This is a genomic window from Paenibacillus sp. J22P165, from assembly GCF_059692015.1.
The window spans coordinates 18155-36509 of sequence record NZ_JCAUAP010000008.1 but is presented as its reverse complement, the minus strand read 5'-3'; the positions used below and the strand labels follow the sequence as shown (position 1 = coordinate 36509).

At 41.3% G+C, this 18355-nt stretch carries 19 protein-coding genes; 13 read left to right on the top strand and 6 right to left on the bottom strand.

The annotated features are described in order from the left end of the window. Nucleotides 1-92: 92 nt before the first annotated feature. The 5 genes from AC58QM_RS20275 (at nt 93) to AC58QM_RS20255 (ending at nt 4957) form a co-directional block, all read left to right on the top strand. On the top strand, nt 93-1841 hold the full coding sequence (locus tag AC58QM_RS20275; RefSeq protein ID WP_497286663.1) for an extracellular solute-binding protein: 1749 nt from the start codon (nt 93-95) through the stop codon (nt 1839-1841). 84 nt (nt 1842-1925) lie between these two features. Further along, complete coding sequence (locus AC58QM_RS20270) at nt 1926-2816, top strand: ABC transporter permease (protein WP_497286662.1); 891 nt, start codon at nt 1926-1928, stop codon at nt 2814-2816. A gap of 14 nt (nt 2817-2830) precedes the next feature. Further along, entirely contained in the window at nt 2831-3718 is an 888-nt protein-coding gene (locus AC58QM_RS20265; protein ID WP_497286661.1) for a carbohydrate ABC transporter permease, read from the top strand. Nucleotides 3719-3988: 270 nt separating this feature from the next. Then, the gene (locus AC58QM_RS20260) at nt 3989-4627 is read left to right on the top strand and encodes a GOLPH3/VPS74 family protein (protein ID WP_497286660.1); all 639 of its coding nucleotides are present in this window, start codon (nt 3989-3991) and stop codon (nt 4625-4627) included. Nucleotides 4628-4660: 33 nt separating this feature from the next. Then, nucleotides 4661-4957, top strand: coding sequence for a MerR family transcriptional regulator (locus AC58QM_RS20255; RefSeq protein ID WP_497286659.1), 297 nt, complete (start codon nt 4661-4663; stop codon nt 4955-4957). A 44-nt stretch (nt 4958-5001) separates the two neighbouring features. Here AC58QM_RS20255 and AC58QM_RS20250 read toward each other — a convergent pair whose 3' ends face one another. Further along, the gene (locus AC58QM_RS20250) at nt 5002-5862 is read right to left on the bottom strand and encodes a helix-turn-helix domain-containing protein (protein ID WP_497286658.1); all 861 of its coding nucleotides are present in this window, start codon (nt 5860-5862) and stop codon (nt 5002-5004) included. A 222-nt stretch (nt 5863-6084) separates the two neighbouring features. On the opposite strand from AC58QM_RS20250, the gene AC58QM_RS20245 reads away from it, so the two are divergent. Further along, nucleotides 6085-7011, top strand: a complete 927-nt coding sequence (locus tag AC58QM_RS20245) for a dihydrodipicolinate synthase family protein (protein WP_497286657.1) — start codon at nt 6085-6087, stop codon at nt 7009-7011. Nucleotides 7012-7290: 279 nt separating this feature from the next. Here the strand turns inward: AC58QM_RS20245 and AC58QM_RS20240 are convergent, their stop codons facing one another. Beyond that, complete coding sequence (locus tag AC58QM_RS20240; protein WP_497286656.1) at nt 7291-8202, bottom strand: helix-turn-helix domain-containing protein; 912 nt, start codon at nt 8200-8202, stop codon at nt 7291-7293. A gap of 138 nt (nt 8203-8340) precedes the next feature. Here AC58QM_RS20240 and AC58QM_RS20235 point away from each other — a divergent pair, with 138 nt between their 5' ends. The 3 genes from AC58QM_RS20235 to AC58QM_RS20225 all read left to right on the top strand — a co-directional run bounded on the left by AC58QM_RS20235 (nt 8341) and on the right by AC58QM_RS20225 (nt 11547). Next, the gene (locus AC58QM_RS20235) at nt 8341-10047 is read left to right on the top strand and encodes an alpha-L-rhamnosidase-related protein (protein WP_497286655.1); all 1707 of its coding nucleotides are present in this window, start codon (nt 8341-8343) and stop codon (nt 10045-10047) included. Nucleotides 10048-10202: 155 nt separating this feature from the next. Beyond that, entirely contained in the window at nt 10203-10937 is a 735-nt protein-coding gene (locus AC58QM_RS20230; protein WP_497286654.1) for an MBL fold metallo-hydrolase, read from the top strand. Nucleotides 10938-10983: 46 nt separating this feature from the next. Beyond that, a complete protein-coding gene (locus AC58QM_RS20225) occupies nt 10984-11547 on the top strand; it encodes a GNAT family N-acetyltransferase (RefSeq protein WP_497286653.1) in 564 nt (187 codons plus the stop codon). Nucleotides 11548-11649: 102 nt separating this feature from the next. Here the strand turns inward: AC58QM_RS20225 and AC58QM_RS20220 are convergent, their stop codons facing one another. Next, nucleotides 11650-12255, bottom strand: coding sequence for a TetR/AcrR family transcriptional regulator (locus AC58QM_RS20220; protein WP_497286652.1), 606 nt, complete (start codon nt 12253-12255; stop codon nt 11650-11652). Between the two features lie 147 nt (nt 12256-12402). On the opposite strand from AC58QM_RS20220, the gene AC58QM_RS20215 reads away from it, so the two are divergent. Continuing rightward, nucleotides 12403-12636, top strand: coding sequence for an NAD(P)-binding domain-containing protein (locus AC58QM_RS20215; protein ID WP_497286651.1), 234 nt, complete (start codon nt 12403-12405; stop codon nt 12634-12636). After that, nucleotides 12614-13258, top strand: coding sequence for an NADPH-dependent F420 reductase (locus AC58QM_RS20210; RefSeq protein ID WP_497286650.1), 645 nt, complete (start codon nt 12614-12616; stop codon nt 13256-13258). The genes AC58QM_RS20215 and AC58QM_RS20210 overlap by 23 nt, the downstream gene beginning before the upstream one ends. 80 nt (nt 13259-13338) lie before the next feature. Here AC58QM_RS20210 and AC58QM_RS20205 read toward each other — a convergent pair whose 3' ends face one another. Beyond that, entirely contained in the window at nt 13339-13776 is a 438-nt protein-coding gene (locus AC58QM_RS20205) for a winged helix-turn-helix transcriptional regulator (RefSeq protein WP_497286649.1), read from the bottom strand. A gap of 139 nt (nt 13777-13915) precedes the next feature. On the opposite strand from AC58QM_RS20205, the gene AC58QM_RS20200 reads away from it, so the two are divergent. After that, nucleotides 13916-14269: a DoxX family protein gene (locus tag AC58QM_RS20200; protein WP_497286648.1), complete on the top strand. Its 354-nt coding sequence runs from the start codon at nt 13916-13918 to the stop codon at nt 14267-14269. 345 nt (nt 14270-14614) lie between these two features. After that, nucleotides 14615-15385, top strand: coding sequence for a DODA-type extradiol aromatic ring-opening family dioxygenase (locus tag AC58QM_RS20195; RefSeq protein ID WP_497286647.1), 771 nt, complete (start codon nt 14615-14617; stop codon nt 15383-15385). Nucleotides 15386-15880: 495 nt separating this feature from the next. On the opposite strand, the gene AC58QM_RS20190 is transcribed toward AC58QM_RS20195, so the two are convergent. Together AC58QM_RS20190 and AC58QM_RS20185 are read right to left on the bottom strand one after the other, a co-directional pair. Beyond that, complete coding sequence (locus AC58QM_RS20190) at nt 15881-17374, bottom strand: TniQ family protein (RefSeq protein WP_497286646.1); 1494 nt, start codon at nt 17372-17374, stop codon at nt 15881-15883. Nucleotides 17375-17376: 2 nt separating this feature from the next. Then, nucleotides 17377-18354 (bottom strand): AAA family ATPase, encoded by a 978-nt coding sequence (locus AC58QM_RS20185; RefSeq protein ID WP_497286645.1) that lies wholly within the window; start codon nt 18352-18354, stop codon nt 17377-17379. Between the last annotated feature and the right edge of the window lies 1 nt (nt 18355).

The window sequence follows — 18355 nt, the reverse complement described above, 5'->3', positions numbered from 1 at the left end:
TGCGTTCACTTTAAACGCGATACATCCTTCGGACTTTTTATCTAAACCTTCTATGTATAATAGGGATGAAAAGATATAAGGGAGGGATTAAGTTGAAAACAAAACTTGTAAGCGTACTCCTAACGACATTTCTCGTTTCAAGCATGGCAGCTTGTACGTCTCCAAATGAAACAAAAGAAACGAAGACGCCATCAACCTCAGATGTGAAAGCTTCTGCATCACCTGATGTGAAAGCGCCTTCAAGCACAACTGCCACACAAACTAGTGATGATGTAGCATTTTCCAAATTTCCATCTCCAGTCGATGTTCATATCGGCATGGTTGTGGATCCGACAGACAAAACGTTGCCGCAAGGTGACAGTGTAGGGAACAACCAATATACCCGCTATCTGAAAGAAAAGTACAACATTAATATTATCGTTGATTGGACGGCAGCAACTGGTAATGATTATAAGCAAAAAGTGAGTCTCTCTATTGCATCAGGCAAACTGCCAGACGGCATGGTTGTAGACGACCGGTCCTTTATGACGAAAGCCGCCAGTTCAGGATTACTCTACGATATTACTGATTCGTTTAACCAGTATGCCTCTTCGCAAGTCAAGGAAATTATGGCAAGTACACAAGGACGTGCGTTGGAAAATGCAAGTTACAAAGGCAAAATGAGTTCACTGCCCAATATCACCGTGGATACAGATGGGGTTCACATCATGTGGATTCGCAAAGACTGGCTCGATAAACTGAATATGCCCGTGCCCAAAACAGCGGGAGACGTTGAAAAAACAGCTAAAGCGTTCATTGATAACAAGTTAGGCGGGGACAAAACAATCGGCATTGCAGGTCCTTCAAAGAATACATTCCCATACGCAACCTTCCTCGTTTCTTCCAACAACATGGGTGGATTTGATCCGCTATTCGGCGCTTTAGATGCCTATCCAGGTTACTGGCTAGATAATGGCAACGGATCGGTCACTTATGGAACAACGACAGATAATACAAAGAAAACACTGGCTTTACTGGCTGATTGGTACAAAAAGGGACTCATTGACCCAGAGGTTGGTACACGTGACAACGTAGGGGATCCCATCAACGCCAACAAGGCAGGAATCTTCTTTGGTCCGTGGTGGAATGGCGGATATGGAAACGGGGATTCCTTCAAAAACGATCCGAATGCCAACTGGCAAGCTTATCCTGTTTATACGGATGACGGGAAATGGAACACCCACATGAAAACGACAGGCAGTACGTATACACTCATCAGTAAGAACACGAAGCCAGATGTTGTCAAAGCTATACTCATTATGAATAACGCACTTGTTCGTGATGAAGCTACGTTCAATCTATCTGTCAATGTGGCCTGGTATCCGCTTCGTAACGTTATGGCGGCGGCTAATGAAACTGAGTATGAGTATACCGAGCTCCTCAAAGTACTGAACGGGCAGAAGAAACCAGAAGATTACAATGTGCCTAATAGTTTGTATAAGCTCATGTATGCGGATGCGAAGAAAGTACAAAGCGTCATTAAACCACCATACGATAACTTAAATGTCAGCAACTTCGACAAAACAAACTTCGGTGACTTCCAGCGTCTATATTCGCTCATGATTGGTGACCGTTCATTCTCAACGATCCCGATCAATAAAAAAGTGTTCAGTGTAACCTATAACCAAACACCGACGATGGAGACCAAATGGGCTAACTTGAAAAAGATGGAGGATGAGACTGTACTAAAAATCATCCTTGGCCAAACGCCAATCGATTCTTTTGATAAGTTTGTTAAAGATTGGAAGGCACAAGGTGGGGATCAGATCACAGCGGAAGTTGCGGATCTCCTTAAAAAATAACTTGGATAGACTTGCAAAAGGCGTTGGTGGACTCAACGCCTTTTGCAAATTTCAATATGGCTGTTGAGATGGGGGACAACCGTTATGAGGAAAATGGGTTTCCAAAAGCATTATTATTTCATGCTGCTTCCAGGCATGATTTGGCTTATTATGTTCAGTATTGTGCCGATGTTCGGCATCGTGATGGCATTTCAAAATTATAATCCCGGAATGGGAATTTTCGGTTCTGAGTGGGTTGGGTTGGAAAATTTCAGATATATGTTTCAACTGAATGACAGTAAATCGGTCATTACGAACACGCTTATTATCGCCGTGGGCAAAATTGTATTCAATTTAGTAATCCCGTTGATATTTGCAATTTTACTAAATGAACTTACCAACATGCGTTATAAAAAGTTTGTTCAGACAATCGTTTATTTACCTCACTTTCTATCATGGGTTATTATGGCGACAATTGTAATTGGCATTTTCGGTTATTACGGTGTTGTCAACACCGTCATTCAAATGTTCGGGGGAGACCCCAAGCTTTTTATGGCAGATGCAAGTATATTTCGTCAGTTGGTTATCGGAACCGATGTGTGGAAAGAGTTCGGATACAATGCCATTATTTATCTAGCAGCACTGACAGGCGTCAACATGAACTTATATGAAGCGGCTGCGATCGATGGAGCCAATCGTTGGCAGATGATAAGGAATATAACACTTCCAGCGCTTACGACAACGGTCGTGCTGCTGGGCGTTCTAAGCCTAGGCAACGTGCTAAATGCAGGTTTCGATCAGGTATACAATCTCTATAATCCGCTCGTATACTCTACAGGTGATATTCTAGATACATGGGTTTATCGGCTTGGCTTGCAGAATCTGCAATTCTCACTGGCGACAACAGCAGGTTTGTTCAAATCGGTCATCAGCTTCTTGCTCATCGTTATATCATATCGGTTAGCGTACAGATATGCGGATTATACCGTATTTTAAAAGGAGGCATTGCAATGGTAAGAAATATTACGTTAGGTTCGCGTACTTTCGAGATTGTCAATGTTATGCTCCTTGGTTTGTTGCTAATTAGCTGCGTATACCCGTTATGGTATACCTTTTGTGTCTCTATCTCGGATAAATCAGCTGCAAACGCAGGCTTGGTTACTCTCTACCCGATTGGTTTTTCATTAGCCTCCTACAAAGAGATCATAAACGATGGTCTTTTCTTGAATTCCTTCTGGATTTCAATCCAACGAACCGTCTTAGGTACGGTATTCTCCTTGTTCATTAGCATTCTTATGGCCTATCCTCTGGCCAGGTCTAAGAGAGAATTTAAAGCGCGCAATACGTTTATGTGGATTCTTGTTTTTTGTATGGTCTTCAATGGTGGTCTGATTCCATGGTATCTTACGATCCAGAATTATGGCTTAATCAACTCCATCTGGGCACTGGTGCTTGGCGGTGGTGTACCGATCTTTAATGTTATTTTGATCATGAATTTTTTTCGAAATCTCCCTAAGGAACTTAGTGAAGCGGCAATTGTAGACGGTGCAGGGCCTTGGGCGACTTTGTTTCGGATCTATATCCCTTGTTCCATTCCTGTCTTAGCAGCAGTAGCGCTGTTTATCAGTGTGTATCACTGGAATGAGTTCTTTAACGGTCTGGTGCTCATGAATACATCGGATAAATATCCGCTGCAAACCTATATTCAGCAGTTGGTTGTTAACATCCCAGTTGGAACTAACTTGACGCCAGAACAATATAAAAAGCTCTCTGAGTTATCCAACAGAACGCTCAATGCTGCCAAGGTCTTTATTGCCATGGTGCCTATGCTTATCGTGTATCCATTCCTTCAAAAATATTTCGTATCCGGCATCATGCTCGGTGCAGTGAAGGAATAACGGGAATGAAACGTTACTAATAACAAGAACTTTCTATGCAGACAGGTTACCGTATTAAACGGTAGCCTGTTTAACTATGTCAAATTCAAAATTGATGAATAAACCCTTTGACATTATGTATTTGGGACATTAAAGTAAGTAGTAAGTAGTAAGTAGTAAGTAGTAAGTAGTAAGTAGTAAGTAGTAAGTAGTAAGTAGTAAGTAGTAAGTAGTAAGTAGTAAGTAGTAAGTAAAAAAGTCAAAATCATTGAAAGGATGGTTGATACTATCATGTTACACAATTTATCAGTTCCCCAAGAGTTTGCCTTACTTGCATTAGATCGTGAGACGAATAAAATAAAGTCCATTTTTCGAATGAATATTGCCTTGTATACGGTAATGGCTTGTATAGTGGAACTTTCTTTAAATGGCAACGTTATTTTTGAAGATAATGATATAGTCAAAATATCAAACTCAGCATCAACAGGTGAGAAGTATCTTGATAAATTACTCGAAATAATTGCGACTGAGAAACCAAAGAAACTAAAGAAGTGGGTATCTTATTTTTACTATAATCAAAGAGACATTTATAAAATGGTTATAGAAAGCCTTGTAGATAAAGGAGTTATGAAGATTGAAAATACGGAGGTTTTGTTTATTGTTCCTGTAAAAAAATATTCGGATGTCGCACATTCCCGGAACCACATTGTCGAGAAAATTCGAGCTGAGTTATTAGAAGAAGGCAATGTCGAAGAACATACCGTAGCCTTAGTGTCTTTTTTATACAGTAAAAGTATGCTTACCGATTATTTTTCAGATTACGAACAAAAAACGTTAAAACAAAGACTAGCGATATTGCGAAAAGGGGACTTATTTAAAAAAATTAGAACGGTTGATATAGCTATCCAAAATCTTGAATCTGGCATGTAGATTCAAGCATTGCAGCAACGTAGGGGTGAAAATATGGGGAGAAAACGAAGTTTAGAAACAATATTATCATCAGAGTATGTGAGTATTAGTGAACTGGTTGAACTTTCTAGCGTTCGATACAGTACCATTAAATATTACACTGAAGAGGATATGATCTCATTTCAGCAAGAGGATATCAGACTGACAAGAAGATACCCACGTGTATTAGCACTACAACGACTTGAGGAAATTCGTGTAATGAAAGAAGTAGAAGGATTGACGATTAAACAAATTAAAGAAAAATTATTTCATGATGGTCGTATAACTCGTGAAAAGCCTTCGGCCCAATAAGGGTTATGAAGGCTTTTTTTATAGAAACTCTGAAGCATCCAAAACTAATTCCTACTTTCGTGAAGGCTTCGATAACTGCCAGGTGTGGTGCCTTTCAACTTTTTGAATATTCGAAAAAAGGTTTGGAATGAACCGAAACCTGATTCGATAGCGACATCAAATACGGGCAAGTCCGTGGTTTTCAGCAGGGAGCAGGCATGTCGCACACGCAGTTCTTGAATGAATTGGGCGAATCCGATGCCGAGTCGTTCTTTAATCATCTCACTAACTTGCACAGGATTCAGCTTGAACTCGTGCCCAAGCGAGACAAGGGAAAGGGGCTGCAAATAATGATCATACACATATCGAATAATTTCCCAACGGTCTGTTTTCTTTATTTTTGAAACCGGTTTATCAAAATGGGTGGATTGTCGGCGCAATCGGTCGAACCGCGTTAGCGCTTCCAAAATATTGGCCTGAATACGAAGCTGCTTCCATATTTTATTGTCGTTATACTCAGTTAACATATTCTGAAATGAAGTCTTTATAAGTTCAAGATCTGCCCCTTCGGTTTGAACGTAAGGCGATAGATCTTCGTCGTTAAAAACAAGCGTGGATAAGCCGAGTTCCGCCTCCCGACCAGTAAAAATTAATCTCATGTCGAAGTTACAAATAATCATTTTTAAAGGATGTTTAGGATCCGCCTGGATACTATGGAACTGATAGGGCAGAAGTAATACGACAGTACCCGACTTCATCGTATGCGCATGACCGTTGATCCACTCCGTACCTTCGCCTTCTAGAACGAACAGCAACTCAATGAAATCGTGCCTATGCATAGGGACATCTGTGTGTTGTTTCTCTTTTATATAAAAAGGAAAATCGCTATGCATATTTGGAAATTCAAATAAGTATTGCGGCAGCATGAAGCACTCTCCCTTTCATTATCTATATGTACCATTATACGTGATAGAAAACATCAACAATAGAGCTGTGAAGCCCTAATTTGGCTGATACTTAAAAATTGAGAGTTTTCCCTTGAATATTGGCATCGTTCTGTTCGAAGTTTCGTTTATGATCGGGTTATAGTTGTAAATTTTAACGAGAAGAGGGAACGAAATGACCGTACTTGCAAGGGGAATAGACGAATGAAACCAATGAACGCAGACGAGATTTTTGGCAATTACGCAACACTACTGTTGCCAATTAATGAGGACGATTCTATTGATTATGAGCGGCTACAGGAAGAAATTGATTACTTAATCGCCACAGGCGTCAGCGGTATTTATTCCAACGGGACTGCGGGAGAGTTTCATACACAGTCCGAAGAGGAGTTTGTTCGTGTGAACGAGATGCTGGCTGAGGTTTGCCAAAAGGCTGAGATGCCTTTTCAAGTTGGTGCGAGCCAAATGAGCCCTCAGTTGTCACTAGCAAGAATCAAACGTGCGGTGGAATGGCAGCCAAGTGCTATCCAGATCATTCTGTCTGATTGGTTCCCGCTTAAGGACGATGAGATTATAGCGTGTCTAAAACGATTCGCTGAGGCGGCGAGTCCAATTGGAATTGTACTCTATAACCCTCCACATGCGAAGCGAATCATTCCAGCGGAGCTGTATGCACGCATTCATACAGAAATCCCCGAAATCGTCGGTATCAAGGTCGCCGGTGGCGATGATGGGTGGTATAAAGCGATGAATACGCATGCAAAAGGAATTTCAATCTTCGTACCAGGGCATTTCCTAGCATCCGGATATGCACGTGGGGCGCATGGTGCTTATTCCAATGTAGCCTGCTTAAACCCGATTGGCGCTCAACGCTGGTACGAGCGGATGACAACGGATCTGCCAGGAGCACTTGAACAAGAGCAACGTATAGTACAATTTATGACGCAGCATATTGCTCCCTATATCACGGAGCAAGGCTATTGTAATGCAGCGTGTGATAAGCTGCTGGCAGCTATTGGCGGATGGTCGAGCGTAGGCACGCGTCTGCGCTGGCCATATCGATGGATACCAGCATCTGAAGCGGATCGGCTGCGACCTATTGCGCAAGAGCTCATGCCGGAGATGTTCTAGTGTTCCATTTTTCCAACTACGACGTGTTAATTGAAGGGGTTGTTCTAGAACTTAGCTCTAATGGCAGGCACACAAAAGGTCTCATCCCGATAACACTCATTCTTTCCCTATAAAGTTGGAATTGGAGCTATGAACTTATGGAGAGATCGATCATTCTAGATGGTACGAATACCCGTAATTTTTACAGATTTCATGATAAACGTAAGACCAGCGCTGTGGTTCCGTTATGGAACACAATGCTGGTCTTTTTGTATGTGAAGCAACAACCTAGGATTGAGTCTAACCGTTGTGAGTAGGCAAACTGTTTTTGCGATAAGCCTGAGCAGTGGTCCCCGTAATTTTACGGAATACCTTGTTAAAGAATCGGTAGTCCTTATAGCCTACCTTCTCAGCGATTTCAGTTACAGTAGCGTCAGGACTACTCTCCAACAGGCGACAAGCTTCCTCAATGCGGACCTTCTGCAGGTAATCGAACACGCTCATGCCAGTCGTTTTCTTAAATAGGCTGGCAAAATAACTTCGACTCAGAAACGCATGATCTGACACCGTCTTTAATTGTAAAGGTTCGGCGTAGTTATCTTTGAGAAACTGGATAGATTTCTGGATAAGTTGCCGTTTGTAGCTCTCAGGTCTCAGGCTGTCGATATCTTTAAAGCAGCGATAGATCTTAATTAACAGCTCGCAGAGCAACATTTTCAGCATATCGATATAACCTGCCTGTTGATTGGTAAACTCTTGATGCATCCGCTCAAAATGAGAATGAAAATCGATTAGCACAGAGTCCGTAAGCTTCAAATCCGGCGAATATTTCCGTTCATCAGGGTATAAGCCATTGAACAGAAAGATGCCAGCGATAGCGTTCAGGATGGGCATTTCGATACCCATTTGTGTGATAAATGGCGGAGCAAACATACAGTTGTACACTTCCAAATGGTCTGAATTATTGGCGTCATTTGGGTAGAAGCTATGTGGCGTATCATAGTTAATTATGAACAGATCGCCTTTCGATACGGGAAACGTACTGCCATTAACGGTATGGAGGCCCTTACCCCGACAGACGTAGACAATTTCAACGAAATCATGGGTATGGAGGTGTAACTCCTCCGGCTTGTCATAAGCATATTTGGTAATACAGATTGGTGCATCGTTGGTAAAGTAGTGCTCAGGCTTCAAGACGACGTTTGCGTTCATGTCATCACCCCAATTCTTCTGAGAAATTAGCATACGATCACAACACTTAACCAGTATGATCTGCTCTATCGTGAGTAGTCTTCGACTCATAAAATAGTAGTATATCATTCACTTACAAGATGAGGTTAGGAGATAATTATGCCAATAAACCATCGTTTGGACAAGAAAAAAAATGTCGATCCCCGAACACGTGAATATGTGATGGCGGAGCGGGTTATCTGGCATACGGCAGAAGTGGGGGAAGCATCATGCGATCATCCAGAAAAGCTGCTAGTACCTCGTGGCGGTCAGGCCGCACTTGGCGAAGCGCCAACCTGTACGTTGCATAGTGTAAGCAAGCCAGCAGGCCTACTTTTGGATTTCGGAAGGGAGCTTCACGGCGGAATCCAGCTGACGGTATGCGGCGTGGAAGATGGCCGTAGGACTGTATCTGTTCGGGTTCGGTTCGGAGAATCCGCCATGGAAGCCATGAGCGATTTGGGTGGTGCGGGTGGAGCAACGAACGATCATGCTATACGAGACTCGGTCGTACAGATTAGCAGCTTTCTTGGGTCGACAGAAATTGGCAGTACTGGTTTCCGGTTCGTGCGGATCGACCTACTGGACGAACATTGCAGCGTCGGTTTGAAGAGTGTGCGTGCCGTCCATTTGTATCGCGACATTCCTTATCGAGGCAGTTTCAATAGCAGCGATCCACTGTTGAACCAGATTTGGGAGACGGGTGCTTATACGGTTCATCTTAATATGCAGGATTACCTTTGGGATGGCATTAAGCGTGATCGACTCGTCTGGATCGGGGATATGCATCCACAGACCTCCACGATTCAGGCCGTATTCGGTGATAACGAAATTGTCACGCAGAGCTTAGATTTTATTCGTGATCAGACGCCGCTACCCGGTTGGATGAATAACATGGCGAGTTACTCCATCTGGTGGCTCCTGATTCAGCATGATTGGTATCAACAAAATGGTGATTATGCCTATCTCTGTGAGCAGAAGGCATATTTGCTGGAGCTGCTTACGATGTTGATAGATCATATAGATGAGAACGGTCGCAATACGCTGCCGAAACCGTTCTTAGACTGGCCAACTTCACCGAATACGGATGGCGTATATGCTGGTGTACAAGGACTGATGACACTTGGCATGATGAGGGGAGCAGCGCTTTGCGAACTTCTTGGTGAAACAGAAGCAGCTAAAAGGTGTGCGCATGCGGAAGCAAGACTGCGCTCATTCACTGTTAATCCATCTGGCAGCAAGTCAGCGGCATCCATGCTGGCACTGGCAGGATTATTGGACCCAAAAGAGACGGCAGAGCAGCTGTTGGCTCCAGGGGGAGCAAAGGGACTATCTACGTTCTTAGGTTATTATGTGCTGCAAGCCCAAGCCGAAGGCGGCGATGTACAGGGAGCACTTGATAACATTCGTGCTTTCTGGGGCGGTATGCTAGAGCTTGGAGCTACGACATTCTGGGAGGATTTTGACCTGAACTGGCTGGAGAATGCGGCTAGGATCGATGAACTGACCCCTGACGGGAAGGTCGATGTGCATGGAGCGTACGGCGATTACTGCTACAAAGGATACCGCCATAGCTTCTGCCATGGCTGGGCATCAGGGCCAACAGCATGGCTATCACGCTATGTGCTTGGTATCAAGATCTTGGAAGCGGGTTGCAGAACCATCTCTATTGAGCCGCAACTTGGCGATTTGACATGGGTAGAGGGCACGTATCCGACGCCTTATGGCGATGTGTTCGTTCGACATGTGAGGCAGGAGAATGGACACATCGAAACACAAGTGGAGGCACCTCGTGAGGTGCAGGTTAGCCACGTAAAAATAGTGTGATTTTTATAAAAAAGCGTATAACTGGAGATTTTTTTCTCTAACTGACATTTTCCTTTCTTTCACAAAAAGTGAATCGTTTACTCCAAAAATCATCCTTATGATCTATAATATGGTAAAGTAACAATATCACATAGATAGGTGAGAGGAGTATCCATATGAGATTAACAGTCATTGGCAGATGGGGCGCATACCCAAGCGTTGGTGAGGCGACGTCAGGCTATTTATTAGAAGTAGGACATCATAAAATTTTACTCGATTGTGGAAGCGGTGTATTGTCAGCTTTGCAGAAATATATTGAATTAAGAGATTTAACATCTGTTTTTCTATCTCACCAACATTATGATCATACGGCAGATCTAGGTTGCCTTCAATATGCATGTTTAATTGATATGGATTTACAACGTCGTACTTCGCCGCTGAGACTCCTAATTTCGGAAGAATTTGAAGGAGAATGGTCAATTCCTGTTATGAAAGGCACTCATCAAAAAGGAGTTAACGAAAGTACGACTATCACATTTGAGGATGGACTAAAGTTAACTTTCTTCCGAACGAATCATGATGGATTTTGTCTAGGCGCAAGGATTGAATTTGAAGGAAAAATATTGGTATATACAGCTGACACTCGATATGATGAATCGCTTTTACCTTATCTTAAAGAGGCTGATCTGCTTATTACTGAATCTTCTTTTTATGCAAACTTCGATGCAGCTCAGTATGGCCACATGAATTCCTATGAAGCTGGAAGATTAGCTTCAAAGGCAAGTGTAAAGAAGTTGCTATTATCACATTTGCCTCATTTTGGGGATCCTCAGATAATGAAGGAAGAAGCTGCGGCTATGTTTACTGGTGAAATACGCTTAGCTGAGTTTGGTTTGCAAGTGGAAATATAACAGAACTCTTTTTAAATACGAATGAAATAAACCAAAGGAGAATGTTATGAAACCGATTATGCTTGATTTTCCAGATGAGTTTCATACTGAACGATTAGTAATCAGAATGCCAAAACCAGGGGATGGCAAGGTTGTTTTTGAAGCCGTTAATGCTTCGATAGATGAATTGAAACCTTGGTTAAAGTTTGTTCAAAATGAACAAACCGAATATGATATTGAACTTGCAGTTAGAGAGGCACATGTAAGATTTTTAAGTCGTGAGAGTCTAAGATTCCTTGTCTTTATGAAAGAAACGGGGCAATTCGTTGCTACATCAAGCTTACATAACATAGATTGGGAAGTACGGAAATTTGAAATTGGGTATTGGATTCATACACTTTATAGTTGCAGTGGGTATATGACTGAAGCAGTTGAAGGTATTTGTCATTTTGCTTTCAGTCAGTTGAATGCCCGAAGATTGGAAATACGTTGCGATACTAAAAATACTAGAAGTAAGTTAATACCTGAACGATTACACTTTGAACTTGAGGGTACTAGCAAGAACGAAGATTTATCAGTTGATGGAAGCGAATTGAGGGACACATACATTTTTGCAAAGATACAACGATGATATGTTTTAAACTATTATCAATTCACAGCAAAAAGGCTGCCATCTGGCAGCCTTTTGCTTCTGTAATGGGCATTATAGCAATCAAAGAAAATTATTAGGGAATCATTGGAGACCTTTTATGAGTGCATCCACGTATTTTTCGTTCTCTTTGCCAATGTCATAGTTAGCTTCAGATAGACACCAAGTAATGCATGCTCCTGTCAAAAAAGAGTAAACATAGTTAATGATTTCTTCCGTGGAAAAATCTTTTCTAAATATAGATTGCGATCTTCCTTCGTCAATAGCTTCAAACAACAACTCTTGTCTTATGCAGTCGGAAAAAAAAGATGTTTCTGGTGAATTTAAGGAGAGGTAGACAACGAAAGTAAGTCTAGTAAGTTCTTCACCAACAGTTATAGGGAATCCGAGCGCTACCATGATAAAAGTTTTAAGTTTATCTGCAGGAGATGCATCTTTATTCTCTTGAATATATTTCCCGAAATTCTCTTCCATATACTCGGACATGTCGTCTCGGTACAACTTTCTGACGATATCCTCTTTGGATTTATAGTATATATAAAATGTCCCTTTAGAAATTTCGCATTTCTCACAAATTTCATCGACCGTAACGTTGTTATATCCCTTGGAAACGATGAGTTCTTTCGATACAGTAAAAATTTTTTTCTTTGTGGTTTTTCCTTTTAGTTGCCTTAGCGTTTCTTTTTTCATTTTCGCCGATACCCCCTGATACTTAAACTATAATGCATATTGTCGTAATTGACAAATTAAATATGACCGGAGTATAATGACTGCAGTCACATGACTACGGTCACTTTTGACTAAAAAATAAAAATCTCAAGAAAGAAGGTTTTTAATATGAATATTGCTATTATCGGAACGGGGAATGTTGGAGGGAGCCTTGCCCGAATTTTCACTCGAAAAGGGCATACTGTATCTATCGCTAATTCGAGTAACTCTCCAGCTCTGCAAGAATTAGCTAAGGAGACGGGAGCAACTCCAGCAACTGTTCAGGACGTCGCTCAAGGAGCCGATATTATTATCCTTTCCATTCCTACAAAGAGAATTGTTGCCAAAAGAATTCCTCAATAAAATCGCTCCTGGAGCGATTGTGATTGATACCAGTAATTATTATCCTTTACACCGTGACGGCGCGATCGAATCCATTGAAAAAGGTTTGCCTGAGAGTCGTTGGGTAGAGCAACAAATCAATCATCCGGTTATCAAAACGTTCAGTGCCACCAATTGGTATAACTTGACGGAAGAAATTCAGTCGGGACTTCCTAACCGTCTTGCTTTGCCAGTGTCCGGCGATGATGCTGCAGCTAAGGCGATCGTATCCAAGTTGGTAGCCGAGGCAGGTTTTGATCCTGTAGATGCTGGTGGGCTTGATGAATCCTGGCGTTTTCAGCCTGGGTCTCCTGCCTATTGCACAGATCTTAACGTAGAAGAAATGCGTAAAGCTCTTTCCCAAGCAACTAACGTCAGGAAACAAGATGCATCAGGAATTCGTGATAGCGAAGAAGAACTAAAAGTGGCACAGGAGATGCAGGTCTCGTTTTTCCAGACCTTTAACAAAGCCATTCAAGTTCTGGTAGAATCGAACGATTTGACAGAAGCGGTTGCAACGAAGGGGATAGTTGATCAATTTATGTCGGGCAAAAATCCGGGAGAAATTCTGGCATACGTCTTCGAGCATAAACGATTGAATTAAGTAAGGTGGTAATGATAGTTTAACATTCGAAATGCCCCCTCATTGAGGGGGCATTTTTGGAATCATCAATTACTTATCGCTCAAGTAGAAGTTATTAGACTAATTACTTCAGCATTAGGTGTATTTTTAAGTCTATTTATGAGTACTTTATCAATTTTCTCTTCGCCATATTCTTTCATTAGGTACTCAGCATGTGCTTGACCCCAATCACTCATTACTTGAATAACGGGTAACAAGCTTTTTCCATGCTCTGTGAAAGAATACTCTACTTTTGGCGGGATTTGGTTAAATACCTTGCGGTGTATAATTTTATGATACTCCATTTCTTTTAATTGCATAGTGAGCATTCTTTTGTTTATACCGGGAATCGATCTTTGGAGTTCGTTGTACCTCATTGGCCCGTTTATCATAAGCTGACCAATAATTATGAATTTCCACTTTCCTACCAGAATATCAAGGGAAGTAGTGAAGTTACATCCTTCAGACTTATTAAAGTCTATATATCCTTCATCTGACATTTAGCTTTGCCCCCACTAAAATCAATTGGTCTACTTTTTTAGTCTATGACTAAAAAAAGTGCCTAGTTTAAATTTTCTTAGATATGTATTATTCTAATCCCAATCAAACACTAATTTCAATACAGGAGGAGTAGTAATTATGAACATTGCTTTATGGATAATCCAGGGCATATTGGGGATTACATTTTTGATGGCAGGTATGATGAAAGCTTTCGCGTATGAGAAAGCAAAAGCAGGAATACCTTGGGTTAAAGATTTCAGGAAAGATTTAGTTACTTTTATTGGGCTTGCTGAACTCCTTGGAGGTCTTGGATTGATTTTGCCTGAAGCGACAGGTGTCGCACCTATTTTAACACCGATTACAGCTTGTGGATTAGGTTTAATCATGTTTTTTGCCGCTGTATTTCACGCCAAGCGGAAAGAAAATCAAGCTATCGTTATGAATATCATTTTATTAGCTTTAACAGTATTCGTAGCTATTGGACGCTTTTAATCGTTGTTAAATACTCCGAAAATGAAGGAGAAATACAGTTAAAAGTAATGGCTGACAACTCTTTGCAGACATCTAATGTAATCATGATGTCCTTCTGGGCACAGTGGGATTGGAATTATCATTTTCGCGGCGGTAGGGGATATTAAAGCTTTCCGGATTATTGCTATTATCGGGTTCATTCTGTTGATCTTTACGCCATTTTCCGTTAAAGAAGCTACGACAAAATTCATCGTTTAATTAGAACTTATGCATGTTGTTGCAGCAGTCGTTACATTGTTGGTCGCTTCAAAAAAAATCAAAGTTCAATATCAATGAGATACGAACGCGAAAGGCAAGGTGGTACTCATGCTGTCTCCTGTATTTTTGGCTCACGGATCTCCCTTTACAATTTTTGAGAACTCCGATTTCACAAAATTTCTAAATCGCTTCGGACAGGAGAAACGACCTAAAGCCATCGTTATCTTCTCCGCGCATTTTGAGAGCCAGATCACTACGATCGCGGCCACAGACGAAGTTCATGAAATGGAGTATGATTATTACGGATTTCCGCCAGAATTTTATCAAGTACAATACCCGGCGAGGGGATCGAACATCGTAGCTTCCGTTGTTGAGGAACGCTTGAGAAAGCACAATATTCCAGTTGAACGAAAATATCGAGGTTTAGATCATGGTGTTTTTCCTATAATGAGACATGCATACCCGGCAGCTGACATACCTATCGTACCCATTTCTGTTAACGCTTATTTGCCAGCTAGACAGCAGTTCGCGATCGGTGAAGCGCTGCAGGGTCTAGAGCATGAAGGCATTTTAGTGATCGGCAGCGGTTTTCTAACGCATAACTTTAATGAAATTGACAGAGATCCAGAATCAGCGCCTCGTGCATGGGCTGTTGAATTTACAGATTGGATTCGTGAGAAGGTACTTGCAAGAGATGTCGAATCATTAATTAATTACGAGACGTTAGCCCCATATGCGAAGAAAGCAGTACCTCGCGCAGAACACTTCGTTCCGTTGCTTATAGCATTAGGAAGCAGTACCGCAGGTCATGATCCTCAAGTTTTACATGATGGAGAAATCAAACACGGCTCAATGAGCAATCTAAGCTTTCAATTTTAAGCGAGTAGAACGTAGAAGGGTGTAAAGCCTGCCTAAAGGCGAACGGCACAAAAAACAGGGAGCAGATTGACGCGGCGGCAGTTGCTACCTGTTTTTGTTTTAAAGTAGTAGTAACGGGTCGGAAAAGTTGTACGCGCAATTTATGGAAATAAGTGGAAAGAAAACATAGGAAAGGACATTAATTATTTAACAATACAATTTGAGTAATTTTGGTTTTCAATAATCGAGATAGTTTTTTTAGTCAACAAACCCAACCCAAATAGATGCGATGATTTATTGCCACCACAAATTAAATAAACTACTTCTTCACAAAATCCGTATTTTATACATATGTATATATACTAGTTGTGTAATAAATGGAGGGTTATTTGGCATGCTCAGTGTCGGAGGACAAGAATAACTAACGATAAAAGACAAGAAGTTGTGCGGTTTTCTCCCTCTTTCTTTTCAACTAAATAAAATAAGCAGCTGCTGGCGATATGCCGGCAGCTGCTTTTACGTCATTAATTTTCTGACATACTTATCGACATATCGCTGCAGTTCTTTATTTTGCTCAGTGGGGTTATTATACACGATCATAGCCACTGCTTGTGGAGTATAAGATTTCATTTTACCAAGTGCTTGTTTTGCTGCCCTTGTTATAAACGGACACTCGTAATTAAGCGGATCTATGGTGGTAGTACTTTTAGTTTCAGTTATAACTTCAATTAGGGTATCATCATCACCATACTTAAATGCCATTTGCGGGAAACTGCATTCAGCCATATGATTTATTTGCTGCCAGTTAGGTACTCTGCCTTCACTAGCCGCACCACTTCCCGCTTGCTGTAGCCATTGTCTGAAAAAGTTGAAGCAGAAATTTACTGTTAAATGGTCAATTATCCAGAATAGCTGGTTTATTCGATTTGGTGTTCTGGAATCTATTTTAGAATGGTGCAAGAACCTGCTTTTAAGATAAGATATTGCTTCACTTATTATCTGAGCAGCAACCCCACCTTCAACTTCGATGTCATCACCCCTAGGTAGAGAATAGAATCTCGTTGATTTTAAAACAGTTGTTCTCCAAAATACATATGCATATGCGTAAGGGCAAATTGGTTGAAATTCTTCTCCCTCAGCTTTCAACAACCCCTGTACAGCACTGATACAACAGCGATGCTTTTTTAGCAACTTCTTTCTTATATGACGTTCAACGGCTTTAAAAATTGCTTTGTTTCGCTGATTCAGTTCTTTCTGTATTTGTATTGGATCAACGCACTCTTCATTTGGTTTAGTCGTTTTTCTCCCCTTGTGGGAAAATACTGTTGGTTGACCATCATCTGTCAAGAGACTAATTGACGTGTGCTGAGGCAAGAAGAGCCATTGTGACTGCGTTTTTGACTTCTTGGAGTGTGATAGCCACGCCCTTACCGTCGAATCCTGAATACCATCAATCGGTTCACTCCAAATATTCTTCCATTCCAAAACGATACAGCTTGTTAATCGATATCCGCAAATGCAAGTGAATGGATTACTAAGTCCCTTATCGCTAATGAGAAAAGGAATGCTTCCCTCGCATTTCGGACAACGATCCAGAAGTGCAGTTTCGTGAACGGGGCATCTTTTAATCAATAAAAATTGATGAAACCAACTGTGGTAGCCATGAGATAAACATTCGTGACACCAATGTAGATGCTCCGGGAACCATTTATTCAATCGTTCTTGAAAATAATTCAGCGGCTCAATTAGGATACCAACTGATCGTTTGCAATCCCCTACTAAATCGAATTCAAACACCTTATTTAGCAAGGCCCCATTGAATCCGCTTAACTGTATCAACTCCCTCCTGTTATCTCCGATATTGGGATTTTTAATTCTTTTAACGTCATCATTTCCAAAAAAGCGTAATATGTCATTTCTATCAAGGCGGTTAGCAAAAGCCAACTTTTCAAAAATGGACCAAGGCGTTTCATACGCCTTAATCCATTCCTTCCTCCACACAAAGTTCATACTCAGCCTCCTTGTAACACTGCCATGTATATTTCAGATTCCACATACCCAGAGGAACGAATTGCTTCTCGCCATTGGTTTTTGTTTATCCAATCGCTTTGGTCACCATTTACTCCATTTTTCTTCAGCGCATTTTCGACCGTAAAGGCAAAATACTCCATTGGAATTTCGAAATCTGTTGATAATCCATACTCCTTTCTAACATCTGTGAAAATCTGATACAGATTCTTTGCTTCCTTCGCAAGCCGTTCCCCTCGGTGGAAAGCATCAGGAAAGAAGTAGTCGGTATAGCTACATCCACTATTTTCAGGATATACTGAAATTTCCGGAGAATCATAGCACGTAAGAGCTAGCTTAAGATCATCCATAGATCGGATTCCATAAAACCGATGCTCATGAGTCATAAATCTCCCAATTATTTGCGATTTTTTATTCTCTAAGAAGAAGGTCCTTCTTGCCAAAAGCTCTTCCTGGCCGACTGATATTACGGACATGCTGACCTTTTCTCTATCTAGCTCGTTGTATATGTCCATTAGCCAGTTATAATGGAACTCAGTCAATCGATGAGCTTCTTCCATCACTAAGATTATTCTTCGTTGCTTAGACTTTTCTGCCTTTTCTAACATTAGGTTCACGATTTGCCGGCGCATTTCTGCAGGTTTACGCTTCGCTGGAAAAGGAAACTTAAAGTCATTTAGCATATCTAGGAAGAACTTTTCTTCGCTAGGTACACGGTAGGCATTGCAATTTGCCACCAATATGGGTAGTGGAGATCCAATTTGGGTTGGCAAATTTTCTATAGCGAATTTAACTGCTGATGTCTTCCCCAAACGCGGTCTGCCATATATGATCATCCCTGGTAAGCGATTGCTTACGATCCGGCTCATTGCTTCCATAAGCCGGAGTACCTCCTTAGTAGGGATCAAATAGTGGCCTTGTTCTATAGGGTGAGTACCGATCTGCACCATTGCTTTTACCATC

Excerpts from the sequence above, each read along its gene's own strand:
- AC58QM_RS20205 (WP_497286649.1), bottom strand. The coding sequence starts at position 13,776 with ATGTCAGATGAAGGATATATAGACTTTAATAAGTCTGAAGGATGTAAC.
- AC58QM_RS20245 (WP_497286657.1), top strand. The coding sequence starts at position 6,085 with ATGAAACCAATGAACGCAGACGAGATTTTTGGCAATTACGCAACACTA.
- AC58QM_RS20255 (WP_497286659.1), top strand. The coding sequence starts at position 4,661 with ATGGGGAGAAAACGAAGTTTAGAAACAATATTATCATCAGAGTATGTG.
- AC58QM_RS20200 (WP_497286648.1), top strand. The coding sequence starts at position 13,916 with ATGAACATTGCTTTATGGATAATCCAGGGCATATTGGGGATTACATTT.
- AC58QM_RS20230 (WP_497286654.1), top strand. The coding sequence starts at position 10,203 with ATGAGATTAACAGTCATTGGCAGATGGGGCGCATACCCAAGCGTTGGT.
- AC58QM_RS20225 (WP_497286653.1), top strand. The coding sequence starts at position 10,984 with ATGAAACCGATTATGCTTGATTTTCCAGATGAGTTTCATACTGAACGA.
- AC58QM_RS20235 (WP_497286655.1), top strand. The coding sequence starts at position 8,341 with ATGCCAATAAACCATCGTTTGGACAAGAAAAAAAATGTCGATCCCCGA.
- AC58QM_RS20250 (WP_497286658.1), bottom strand. The coding sequence starts at position 5,862 with ATGCTGCCGCAATACTTATTTGAATTTCCAAATATGCATAGCGATTTT.
- AC58QM_RS20240 (WP_497286656.1), bottom strand. The coding sequence starts at position 8,202 with ATGAACGCAAACGTCGTCTTGAAGCCTGAGCACTACTTTACCAACGAT.
- AC58QM_RS20215 (WP_497286651.1), top strand. The coding sequence starts at position 12,403 with ATGAATATTGCTATTATCGGAACGGGGAATGTTGGAGGGAGCCTTGCC.
- AC58QM_RS20185 (WP_497286645.1), bottom strand. The coding sequence starts at position 18,354 with ATGGTAAAAGCAATGGTGCAGATCGGTACTCACCCTATAGAACAAGGC.
- AC58QM_RS20270 (WP_497286662.1), top strand. The coding sequence starts at position 1,926 with ATGAGGAAAATGGGTTTCCAAAAGCATTATTATTTCATGCTGCTTCCA.
- AC58QM_RS20190 (WP_497286646.1), bottom strand. The coding sequence starts at position 17,374 with ATGAACTTTGTGTGGAGGAAGGAATGGATTAAGGCGTATGAAACGCCT.
- AC58QM_RS20195 (WP_497286647.1), top strand. The coding sequence starts at position 14,615 with ATGCTGTCTCCTGTATTTTTGGCTCACGGATCTCCCTTTACAATTTTT.
- AC58QM_RS20220 (WP_497286652.1), bottom strand. The coding sequence starts at position 12,255 with ATGAAAAAAGAAACGCTAAGGCAACTAAAAGGAAAAACCACAAAGAAA.
- AC58QM_RS20265 (WP_497286661.1), top strand. The coding sequence starts at position 2,831 with ATGGTAAGAAATATTACGTTAGGTTCGCGTACTTTCGAGATTGTCAAT.
- AC58QM_RS20260 (WP_497286660.1), top strand. The coding sequence starts at position 3,989 with ATGTTACACAATTTATCAGTTCCCCAAGAGTTTGCCTTACTTGCATTA.